The following is a 13,078-nucleotide window of genomic DNA, read 5'->3' as shown; positions in this document are numbered from 1 at the left end:
AGTCTGGAAAGACTGAATTTCTTGAGTTGTATTATGACAGTCATGAAGTACAAACAAATGGCTATGATAATTTGATGCGAAATATTGATAATGTTTCGGAAGAACGTAAAACTTTGCTTAAAGATTTAAAGAATTTGTATGTTGTTAATAAAAGTTATTTAGATGTGTCTAATAGAAGAATGCAAAAAACAGTATACGATAATATCGATATCTATTACAAGCAAAAATGGGTGCAACAACTCTTAAAAGGAAATTGGACTGACGAAGCAAGTGATTATTACCTTAACGATTTAAGTCATAAAAATCAGGTGCTTACTTATATGAATGACTATAGGTGGGTATTTAGAAATAGTCAAAAATTTAGAGTTAATGCCATAAATGCTTATAAAGTTATTGCCAACATTGTTAAAAATGGTGATTCTATTCCGGAGATTGTAAGATATGTGGTAAATGATTCAACGCTTTTATATAAAATAGAAGGCAATTATAGATTGAAAGAAAGCACAGGAAAATGGGCAAACAACTTGGAAATAACTATTGATGATGGTCTCTTAATATTAAATTCTGAAAGATTTTCAAATGCAAAATGTTATTTCCTAAAAAACAGGATGTTTTATATTGATGATATGATTTTCGATTTCGATAAAATTGAATTAGGAGAGTTCTCAATAAGTGGAAATATTGAAGGAAAAGCAACCTATACCAAAATGGGTTAAAAATGATTTGGATAAAGTGAGCATCAAAACAAGACACACACAACTTATCAAAACCGAAGCCAAACGCCTCGGTTTTTTATCATGTGGTATTAGTAAAGCCCGATTTTTAGAAGAAGAAGCCCCAAGGTTAGAAAAATGGCTGAATAAAAACATGCATGGAGAAATGGGTTATATGGAAAACCATTTTGATAAAAGATTAGATCCAACAAAACTAGTAGAAGATTCCAAAAGTGTCGTGTCTTTATTGTTGAATTACTTTCCTTCGGAAGAGCAAAATAATGATAGTTTTAAATTATCGAAATATGCCTACGGAACCGATTATCATTTTGTTATAAAAGATAAACTCAAATCACTTTTAAATTTTATTCAAGACCAAATAGGTGAGGTTTATGGGCGTGCGTTTGTTGATTCTGCACCAGTTTTAGATAAAGCGTTGGCAGCAAAATCTGGTTTGGGATGGATAGGAAAGCACAGTAATTTATTAACACAACAAACGGGTTCTTTCTATTTTATAGCAGAATTAATTATCGATTTAGAATTAGAATATGACACCCCTGTCACCGACCATTGTGGTTCATGCACTGCCTGTATTGATGCATGTCCAACCCAAGCTATTACAGAGCCTTATGTGGTTGATGGTAGTAAATGTATTTCCTATCTCACTATTGAATTAAAGGAAAACATTCCCTCAGAATTTAAAGGAAAAATGGACGATTGGATGTTCGGTTGTGATGTATGTCAAGACGTTTGCCCATGGAATCGGTTTTCTAAATCTCATAGTGAACCACTTTTTAATCCGAATCCAGAACTTTTATCAATGACAAAAAAAGATTGGCAAGAGATAACTGAAGATACGTTTAAAAAAGTATTTAAAAATTCCGCAGTTAAACGTACTAAGTTTTCAGGATTAAAAAGAAACATTAATTTTTTGAAAGCGTAGTTCTTTGCATAATAGCATTTTTCTTTAACTTGTCATTCTAACTAAAGAAAATATAAAGAACTATCTACATGAGTAAAGAAATGAAACGAAGAGAGACCCTTGTCAATCATACAAAGTCAGTCATCAGTAAATTGAAAGTAGTTTGTTTTGGAGAAGTTTTGTGGGATGTGTTTCCAACGCATAAAAAAATTGGTGGAGCACCACTAAATGTGGCTTTACGCTTGCAGTCGTTTAACAATGATGTTACGATGATTAGTAGTGTTGGCGATGACAAGCGTGGTAAAATGCTCTTAGACTACATGGCCCAAAATGGTGTGAACACAGATTATGTTCAAGTAAATAATAAATTTAAAACTGGAAAAGTAAAAGTGATGCTAAACGAGAAAGGATCTGCATCATATGATATTAATTTTCCAAGAGCATGGGATCATATTTTAATTGATAAAAATGCAATAAATTTAGTTGAAAATGCTAATGCATTTGTTTTTGGTAGCTTGGTGGCTAGAAATGATGTTTCTAAGAAAACCTTGTTTGAGCTTTTGGAGCATACCAATTATAAAATTTTTGATTTAAACTTGCGCCCACCATATTATACTAAAGAGGTTTTCATTTATTTAATGAATAAAGCTGATTTTATAAAGTTTAATGATGATGAGTTATATGAAGTAAGTGCTTATTTAGGTTCTAAATATCGTTCCATCGAACAAAACATACGCTATATAGCTCAGAAAACAAACACTGAGCATATATGTGTTACCAAAGGGCATCATGGAGCTGTACTTTTATATAACGACAGGTTTTATTACAACAGTGGGTACCTTGTTAAAGTGGTAGATACTGTAGGTGCAGGGGATTCATTTTTAGGGTCTTTAATAAGTCAACTCCTTAATAAAGTTGACCCCCAAGAAGCTGTAGATTTTGCCTGTGCTGTAGGTGCTTTAGTCGCTCAAAGCGAAGGGGCTAATCCAAAATTACTTCGTTCAGACATCGATGTCTTTATGAATCCTTATTAGGGTTCTTCAAGTTAATTTAAAATTAAAAACATTTAGTCTTTGTCCTAATCAAATCACTTATAGGCTGTTATAAATTTTAAATGCTAGTTTTTGCGTTCAAATAGGCTTATATATTTTAGCATAAAAAGAAGCATCAATTTTCTAAAAGATTAAGGTTTTCCTTAAGTAGGATTCTTATCTTTGTTTTTACATATTTCCAAACTAGACCAAAATGAGTAAACAAAGCAAAAGGAGAGAGGCCCTTATCTATCACGCTAAACCAACTCCCGGAAAAATTAAAGTTGTACCTACCAAAAAATATGCAACACAAAGAGATCTATCATTAGCATATTCTCCAGGCGTAGCAGAACCTTGTCTAGAAATTGAAAAAGACATAAAGAATGTATATAAATACACAGCTAAGGGGAATTTAGTAGCTGTTATTTCAAACGGAACAGCCGTATTAGGCTTAGGAAATATTGGGCCTGAAGCCTCTAAACCTGTGATGGAAGGGAAAGGCTTGCTATTTAAGATTTTTGCTGATATTGATGTATTTGACATAGAAGTTGGCACTGAGGATGTTGAAGAATTTATTCAAACAGTAAAAATGATTGCACCAACTTTTGGTGGAATCAATCTCGAAGATATTAAAGCTCCTGAAGCCTTTGAAATAGAAAGACGTTTAAAAGAAGAACTTGATATTCCTGTAATGCACGACGATCAACATGGAACAGCTATTATTTCTGCAGCAGCTTTATTAAACGCCATTGAACTTTCTAAAAAGAAAATAGAAGAGGTTAAAATAGTTGTTAATGGTGCTGGAGCTGCCGCTATTTCCTGTACACGTTTGTACCAAGCATTTGGTGCTAAACGTGAAAATGTTGTGATGGTAGATAGTAAAGGCGTTATAAGAAGTGACCGAGACAATTTAACTGCTGAAAAAGCAGAATATTCTACAGAAAGAGATATCCATACGTTAGAAGAAGCGATGAAAGATGCCGATGTGTTTATTGGTCTATCAAAAGCAGATACGGTACTTCCTGAAATGCTTAAGTCTATGGCAAAAAACCCAATAGTGTTTGCTATGGCGAATCCAGATCCTGAAATTGCTTATAGTAAAGCTATTGCTACCCGGAAGGATATTATTATGGCAACAGGTAGAAGCGATCATCCTAACCAGGTAAATAATGTATTGGGATTTCCATATATTTTCAGAGGAGCTTTAGATGTGCGAGCTACAAAAATAAATGAAGCCATGAAAATGGCGGCTGTTACAGCTTTGGCAAACTTAGCTAAAGAACCGGTCCCAGAACAAGTTAATATTGCCTATGGCGAAACAAAATTAACCTTTGGGAAAGAGTATATTATTCCAAAACCTTTTGATCCTCGGTTAATTGCTGAGGTGCCTCCTGCGGTAGCCAAGGCTGCGATGGATAGCGGTGTTGCTACAGAACCTATAACAGACTGGGATAAATATAAAGAATCACTTCTTGAAAGAATGGGTTCTGATAATAAAATAGTAAGGCTGTTAATGAACAGGTCTAAACTCAACCCTAAACGTGTTGTGTTTGCCGAAGGGGATCAGCTTTCGGTGCTTAAAGCAGCTCAAATTGTTCATGATGAAGGCATTGCAATACCTATTTTGTTGGGTAGAGAGGCAACAATTAAACGATTGATGGCAGAAATTGAATTTGATTCTCCTGATGTACTTATAATTGACCCTAAATCTGAACATGAAGACGATAGAAAAAATAAGTATGCTAAGGTTTATTGGGAACAACGAAAAAGACGGGGTGTAACCTATTATTCAGCACAGCGTTTAATGAGAGAGCGTAATTATTTTGCAGCCATGATGGTGAATGAAGGAGATGCGGATGCCTTAATTTCAGGGTATTCAAGAAACTATCCATCGGTAGTAAAACCTATGTTAGAACTTATTGGCTTGGCTCCTGGTGCTACAAGAGTAGCTACAACAAATATTATGATGACCAAAAGAGGGCCATTATTCTTAAGCGACACGTCTATAAATATTAATCCGTCTGCAAAAGAATTAGCTAAAATTGCACAAATGACCTCTAGAGTCATTAAAATGTTTGGCATGGAACCAGTTATGGCGATGACATCATACTCCAATTTTGGGTCGTCAAACCATCCGGAAGCTTCAAAAATGAGAGAGGCTGTTTCTTTTTTACATCGACATTATCCAGATTTGATTGTTGATGGAGAATTGCAAACTGATTTTGCTTTGAATGATGATATGCTTAAAGAACGTTTCCCATTTTCAAAGCTTGTTGGTAAAAAGGTAAATGCCTTAATTTTTCCAAATTTAGATTCAGCCAACATTACCTATAAACTTTTAAAAGAATTGAACGAAGCAGAATCAATCGGTCCAGTTATGATGGGTATGCGGAAACCAGTTCATATACTTCAATTAGGAGCAAGTGTTGATGAGATTGTAAACATGACGGCCGTGGCCGTAGTTGATGCTCAAAATAAAGAAAAAAGAGAACAAGAAAAGGCAAAAGGGAAATAATTGAATTGCCGTTTATTTTATTACTTTTGAAAGGTTAACTAATATTTTTTAATGATAACACATATTCAAGGAAAACTCATAGAAAAAAATCCAACAGATGTGGTTATTGAATGCAATGGTGTCGGTTATATGCTTAATATTTCTTTACATACATTTTCTCAAATTCCAGATAAAGAGCATTTAAAACTCTTTACCCATTTGCAAGTAAAAGAAGATTCTCATACATTATTTGGTTTTTCGTCCTTAGCAGAACGAGAGATATTTAGATTATTAATATCAGTTAGTGGTATAGGTTCTAATATCGCCCGCACTATGTTGTCATCATTAACGCCAAAACAGGTTAGAGAGGGCATCGCTACTGGCGACGTCGCTTTAATTCAATCCATTAAGGGTATTGGAGCAAAAACAGCTCAAAGAGTTATCATAGAATTAAAGGATAAAGTTTTAAAAATTTACGATATAGATGAAGTTTCTGTTTCAAAAGACAATACCAATAAAGAAGAGGCGTTATCTGCCTTAGAAGTGCTTGGTTTTGTGAAAAAACAAGCAGAACGGGTAATTGATAAAATTATAATGTCTCAACCAGATGCTAATGTTGAAACCATCATTAAACAAGCTTTAAAAAACTTATAATTGATTTTGAATACAACAAAACTCCCATTTTGTAGACAAATTAAAAGATATATATTCTTATTCTTTGCAATTATTTTTTCTTTTAATGTTTGGGCTCAAGAGCCTGTTCAAGATACAACAGCGACGGGATTTCAATTGGGAAACATAAAGATTCCAAACCCTAATAGTATTGAGTCTAAATACACGTATGACCCAATTACAGATAGGTATATTTACACAGAGAAAATAGGGAATTTTGATATTAATTATCCCATTATATTAACGCCTAAAGAGTTTCAAGATTTAGTAGCTAAAGAAAATTTAAGATCGTATTACAAACAAAAAATTGATGCCTTTGATGGAAAGAAAGAAGGTGCTGAAGAAGAACAGAAAAACCTATTACCTGGGTTTTATGTGAAATCTGATCTTTTTGAAACTATTTTTGGAGGAAATAATATTGATATTGTTCCTCAAGGATCGGTAGAAATGGATTTAGGAATTCTTTTTTCTAAACAGGATAATCCGTCTTTTTCACCTAGAAATAGAAGTAATTTTACCTTTGATTTTGATCAACGGATTAGTTTAAGCCTATTAGGAAAAGTGGGTACCCGTCTTCAAGTGACTGCCAACTATGATACACAATCGACGTTTGATTTTCAAAACTTAATAAAATTAGAATATACACCTACCGAAGATGATATTATTCAAAAAATTGAAGTTGGTAATGTGAGTATGCCATTAAATAGTTCCTTAATTACCGGGGCTCAGAGTTTGTTTGGTGTAAAGGCGCAATTACAATTTGGAAAAACAACAGTAACCGGCGTATTCTCAGAGCAAAAATCACAGGCTAGTACAGTGGTAGCGCAAGGTGGTGGTACCTTGCAAGAATTTGAATTGTTTATAAGAGATTATGATGAAAACAGGCACTTCTTTTTATCTCAATACTTTAGAGAAACGTATGACAAGGCTTTAGAAACCTATCCATATTTTAATAATGGAGGTTTACAAATAACAAGAATAGAAGTTTGGATAACCAATAGAAGTAATAGAACGGATAATATTAGAAATATAGTAGCATTACAAGATTTAGGAGAGTCTGATATTATAGGATTACAAACACCACCAGCAGGTTTTTTTAATGTTGGTCCAGGAGCTTACCCAGATAATGGCAATAATAATTTTGATCCTACTAATATTGGTGGTGCAGCTTCTCAACTTAATGATGCCATTAGAGATGTAGCTACCGTGCAATCGGGTATTACAGTTTCGAATGTGAAAGAGGGTTTTGACTATGCTAAACTTGAAAACGCCAGAAAACTTATACAAGGCCAGGAATACATATTAAACAAAGATTTAGGATATATTTCGTTAAACCAACGACTAAATAATGATGAAGTTTTAGCTGTTTCATTTCAGTTTACATTAGGTGGGCAGGTGTATCAGGTTGGGGAATTTGCAAATGATGGTGTTGATGCTACTAATGTATCTACAAATACATCAGGACAGGTAACCTCTGTAGTTAATAGCAATTTGATATTAAAAATGTTAAAGAGCAGTATTACCAATGTGAATCAGCCTGTATGGAATTTAATGATGAAAAACATTTATGATACTGGGGCATATCAATTAAGTCAGGAAGATTTTAAACTAAATATTTTTTATAATGAAGCCTCGCCACTAAATTATATTACACCAGTTGACGGTACAACGTTTCCTCTTTTTGACAATCTTACACCAACAAACCCTGGAGATGATAAGCCCATTCAGGAAACACCGCTGCTGAGAATTTTTAATTTAGATAAGTTAAATTTTAACAATGATCCGCAAGCTAATGGAGATGGTTTTTTTGATTTTGTTTCCGGTATCACAGTTATTCCGCAAAACGGAAAAATAATTTTTACAAAAGTTGAGCCCTTCGGAAAATATTTATTTGATGTATTAGATGACCCTGCAAATCCCGGTGATTACGATAGTGACATATATATCAATCCCAATCAGGAAAAATATGTATACGATATTCTTTATAAAAGCACCAAAACAGCAGCTTTAGAAGAAATTGAAAGAAATAAATTTAAACTAAAAGGGCGTTATAAATCTACGGGGTCTAATGGTATTTCTATTGGTGCGTTTAATGTACCACAAGGGTCTGTAACGGTAACTGCAGGCGGACGTGTTTTAGTTGAAGGTATTGATTATACAGTAAATTATCAATTGGGTACCGTTGAAATTTTAGATGAAGCTTTAAAAGCATCCGATACGCCTATTCAAATTTCAACTGAAAATAATGCTGTTTTTGGTCAACAGACAAGACGATTTACTGGAATAAATGTAGAGCATAAGTTTAATGAGAATTTTTTATTAGGAGGAACGCTTTTAAATTTAAACGAACGACCAATAACCCAAAAAGCAAACTACGGTACAGAACCTATCAATAATACTATTTTTGGAATGAATGGTAATTATGCGACTAAAGTTCCTTTTTTAACCCGTTTGGTAAATAAACTTCCTAACATCGATACCGATGTGGAATCTAACTTGTCTTTAAGAGGCGAATTTGCTTACCTTGCACCCGGAGCACCAAAAGGCACCGATTTACAGGGAGAAGCAACTTCATACATTGATGATTTTGAAGGGGCACAAAATGCAATCGATTTAAAATCACAACAATCATGGTTTTTATCAAGTAGACCTGTTGATTTAGGTATTACCACAAACCCGAATGAAGATGAGAATGGAATTCAAAATGGGTATCAAAGAGCCCTATTAAACTGGTATACCATTGACCCAATTTTTTATAGTGCCCAAAGACCAGGCGATGTGTCTGATGATGATATTTCTAACCTTTATACGAGTAGAGTTTTTATTAACGAACTTTTTCCACAACGTGATTTGGTTCAAGGACAGAATTCTGTTTTGTTCACATTAGATTTAGCTTATTATCCAACAGAAAGAGGTCCTTACAATTTCGAATCTTCTTCTGCAGATGGGATTATAGATAATCCACAAGAAAGTTGGGCAGGTATTACTCGACAATTAACATCAACAGATTTAGAACAATCCAACGTAGAATATATTGAATTTTGGTTGCAAGACCCTTTTCAAGATAATCCATCAAACCCAGGAGGAAAATTAGTTTTTAATCTTGGAAATATTTCCGAGGATATTATAAAGGACGGAAGAAAACTATATGAAAACGGTTTACCACAAGATGGTAATAAGTCATTATTACCTGTAACAGCCTGGGGAACGGTTGTGCCTCAAAATCAGTCATTAATTTATGCCTTCGATACAGCAGGTCAAGAACGTGTAAATCAAGATGTGGGTTATGATGGCTACAATGATGCCGAAGAAATCGCCAATTTTGGAGCTAATTTCGGCGAAGATCCAGCCAAAGATAACTATACTTATTTTTTAAATACAGAAGGAAATATTTTTGAGAGATATAAAAAATATAATGGTGTAGAAGGAAATACGCCTGATACATTTACAAATACAGACAGAGGGGCCAATACACAACCAGATGTAGAAGATATTAATCGTGATAATACCATGAATACGATTGATAGTTATTTTGAGTATGAGCTTGATATTACACGACAAAATTTACCAGAGACACAAGCAGAATTTGATAATTTGGCTACATCTAACCCGTTAAAAGATTTTATTAAGGATTTTAAATTAAGACCAAGATCACTACCAAACGGCAGTAGCGTTGATGTTCGCTGGTATCAAATAAGAGTGCCAGTTTTAGGAAGCCATGTAAAAGCTGTTGGAGGAATAACAGATTTAAGGTCAGTGCGCTTTGCAAGAATATATCTAAAAGAGTTTACGCAAAATACCGTATTTCGTTTCGGAACGGTTGATTTAGTAAGAAGCGACTGGAGACGTTATACACAGGCTTTAGACAAAAACGATCCAACACCAGATGATCCGCAAACAGATTTTACGGTTGGGATTGTCGGAACTATTGAAAATGAAGGTAGTTACAAAAGGCCTCCAGGAATAGAGCCGGAAGAGTTATTTAATAACAATACGGTTGTAGAGCAGAATGAACAATCTCTTGTTGTAAACGTATGTAATCTTGAAACTGAAGACTCAAAAGCTGTTTATAAAAATATTAATTTAGATATGCGCCAATATAAACGCTTAAGAATGTTTATACATGCTGAAGAAGATGAGGTTGGTGGTTTATCAAATAATGATTTAGTCGGTTTTATTAGAATGGGTAATGACCTTACCGAAAATTATTATCAAATTGAAATACCATTACAAGTATCAACAGGTATTTCAAGAGAAGAACTTTGGCCAACAGCCAACGAAATTAATTTACCGCTGGATGTGTTAGCACAAATAAAAGCGCTTGGTATTTCAGATGGAACCTTATCAAATGAAGATCCTACATTTTATGATGTTATAAATGATGATGTTGTGCCTATTCCAGGTAGTCCATATTCAAACTATGTAGCAGGACAGCATCGCGTTGGTATTAAAGGTAACCCAAACTTTGGAGATATAAGAACCTTAATGGTAGGTTTAAAAAATGGTAACAATAGTAGTGAAGTTTGTGGTACGGTTTGGTTTAATGAGCTTCGTTTAGCAGATATGGATAACGAAGGTGGTTGGGCAGCTGTAGTAAGTATGGACGCCAACTTTGCCGATTTTATGAACATAAGTGCGACAGGAAGACAAAGTACTTCTGGTTTTGGCTCATTAGAACAAGGACCAAGTGAACGTAGTCTTGAAGATGTGAAGCAATACGACGTAGTAACCAATATTAATGTTGGACAACTGTTACCAAAAAAATGGGGTGTTCAAATTCCGTTTAATTACGGGCAAAGTGAAGAACTTATTACCCCTAAATATGATCAGTATTATGAAGATCTTACCTTAGATTCAAGACTAAATGCGGCTGATACGAATACCGATAAAGAACAAATCAAAGAACAATCTGAAGATTATACAAAACGTCAAAGTATCAATTTTATTGGCGTTAGAAAAAATAGAACCACTGAGAAAACACCACGTTTTTACGATGTTGAAAATCTAACATTAAATTATTCTTACAATAAAGTAGAACATAGAGATTTTGAAATAGAGAAGTCAGTAAATAAGAATGTTCGCGTAGGAGCAAATTATGCTTATAACTTTAATCCGATAACCATTGAGCCTTTTAAGAAAAATGATTCCTTGTTTACAGGAAAATACTGGAAGATTTTAAAAGATTTTAATTTCAATGTATTACCAACGAGTTTTACAGTAAACACAGATGTTAACAGACAGTTTAATAGTCAAAAATTTAGAGAGGTTGAGTTAGGTGGAAATAATATAGGCATAGAAGAATTGTTCAGAAGAAACTATACCTTCGATTTTCAATACACGATTAATTTTAATTTCACAAAATCACTTCAGTTAAATTTTTCTGCTTCCAATAACAACATTGTAAGAAATTATTTTAAAGACAATATTATTAATGGAGAACAAGACCCAACACTCGATGTTTGGGATGGATTTTTTGATTTTGGAGACCCTAACCGGCAGTTTCAGCAATTAGGGCTTACCTATGAATTGCCTATAAATAAAATTCCGACTTTTAGTTTTATTAATGCTACCTATCAATATAGTGGGGATTTTCAATGGCAAAAGGGATCTGATTTATATGGTAATTTGGAGTTAGATGGTCAAACCTATGATTTAGGAAACACCATTCAAAATGCCAATACGCATAATATTAATACAACGCTGGATATGAATAAGTTGTATAAGTATATTGGTTTAACAAAAAAGCCTATAACAACAGTTAGATCCAGGACAGCAGGGGCACCTCCGGGAGCTGGAGCCAATCAAAATAATGATAAAGAACCAAAAAGTAAAAATAAAGGGGCTGCTAAATTATTAAATGCGGGTATTGATATAATTACCAGTATAAAAAGAATTCAGGTTAATTATTCCGAGAACAATGGGACGTTCTTGCCAGGATACTTGCAAACCCCCGGGTTTGTAGGAACCACAAAACCTACATTAGGTTATACGTTTGGCAGTCAAAGTGATATCAGGTATTTGGCAGCAAGAAATGGGTGGCTCACGGTTTTCCCGGAGTTTAATCAGCAGTACACAGAAACGAATAATAAGCAACTTGATATTTCAGCTAGTTTAGAACCTTTTAGAGATTTTAAAATAGACCTTGTTGGGAACAGAATGTATTATGAAAACTATACCGAGAATTTTAGGGTAAATACTATTGGTGGAGAATATGAATACGAATCACTAACACCAAATACCTTTGGTAATTTTAATATTTCAACGGTTTTAATAAAAACAGCGTTTAGTGCAAGTGATGAAACCAGTTCTGATGCATTTAATGATTTTAGAGAAAACAGACTAAAAATAGCACAACGATTAGCTCAAGAAAATGGGGTTGACTTAAATAATCCAGACAATATTGATGATAATGGGTATCCAAAAGGGTTTGGTAAAAACAATCAAGCCGTGCTTATTCCATCCTTTTTAGCGGCATATACTGGTCAGGATGCCAGTAATGTGAAAACGGGTGCTTTTAGAGATATGCCTATTCCTAACTGGGATATAAAATACACGGGCTTAATGAGATTTGCTTGGTTTAAAAAGAACTTCAGACGTTTTTCACTAACGCACGGATATCGTTCTAATTATACCATTAACCAATTCACATCAAATTTAGACTATAACAATATAGATTATGGTGTAGATTATGATAATCAACCAAGTAATGTTTTTGATCAATCAGGGAACTATAAAAACGAAACCTTATACAGTAATATTAACTTAACAGAAATGTTTAGTCCCCTTATTCGTATAGATTTTGAAATGAAAAACTCGATTAAAATTCTAACAGAAATCAAAAAAGACAGGCTATTATCGCTAAGTTTAGATAATAATTTGGTAACAGAAGTTCAAGGTAATGAGTATATTTTAGGGTTAGGATACAGAATAAAAGATGTGCGTATTCGATCAAAATTAGCTGGGCCAAGAAAACGTGTCGTGAGTGATTTAAATATGAAAGCAGATATTTCTGTAAGAGATAATAAAACCATCATTCGATATTTAGATTTAGAAAATAATCAGGTAACCTCAGGACAAACTATTTGGGGATTAAAATACTCTGCTGATTATGCTTTTAGTAAAAATTTAACAGGAATTTTCTATTTCGATTATACGTTTTCAGAATATGCCATTTCAACGGCATTTCCACAAACAACAATAAGATCAGGTATTACTATCAGATATAATTTTGGGAATTAACAAATAA

General features: G+C 33.8%; 6 protein-coding genes. All 6 read left to right on the top strand.

The features are described from left to right. The coding region (locus tag AC15TD_RS07235) for a hypothetical protein (protein ID WP_484451463.1) at nt 1-716 on the top strand (716 nt) is incomplete at its 5' end. A 16-nt stretch (nt 717-732) separates the two neighbouring features. Further along, the gene (gene queG / locus AC15TD_RS07230) at nt 733-1,656 is read left to right on the top strand and encodes a tRNA epoxyqueuosine(34) reductase QueG (protein ID WP_484451468.1); all 924 of its coding nucleotides are present in this window, start codon (nt 733-735) and stop codon (nt 1,654-1,656) included. A 68-nt stretch (nt 1,657-1,724) separates the two neighbouring features. Next, nucleotides 1,725-2,669, top strand: a complete 945-nt coding sequence (locus AC15TD_RS07225) for a carbohydrate kinase family protein (RefSeq protein ID WP_484451462.1) — start codon at nt 1,725-1,727, stop codon at nt 2,667-2,669. 211 nt (nt 2,670-2,880) lie between these two features. Beyond that, on the top strand, nt 2,881-5,181 hold the full coding sequence (locus AC15TD_RS07220; protein WP_484451461.1) for an NADP-dependent malic enzyme: 2,301 nt from the start codon (nt 2,881-2,883) through the stop codon (nt 5,179-5,181). A 51-nt stretch (nt 5,182-5,232) separates the two neighbouring features. After that, nucleotides 5,233-5,814, top strand: a complete 582-nt coding sequence (gene ruvA / locus AC15TD_RS07215; protein WP_484451460.1) for a Holliday junction branch migration protein RuvA — start codon at nt 5,233-5,235, stop codon at nt 5,812-5,814. 6 nt (nt 5,815-5,820) lie between these two features. Next, nucleotides 5,821-13,071, top strand: coding sequence for a T9SS outer membrane translocon Sov/SprA (sov, locus tag AC15TD_RS07210; RefSeq protein ID WP_484451459.1), 7,251 nt, complete (start codon nt 5,821-5,823; stop codon nt 13,069-13,071). Nucleotides 13,072-13,078 lie beyond the last annotated feature (7 nt).

This window comes from Yeosuana sp. (assembly GCF_057126245.1).
The sequence above is the reverse complement of the archived record's forward strand: the minus strand, read 5'-3'. Positions and strand labels throughout refer to the sequence as shown.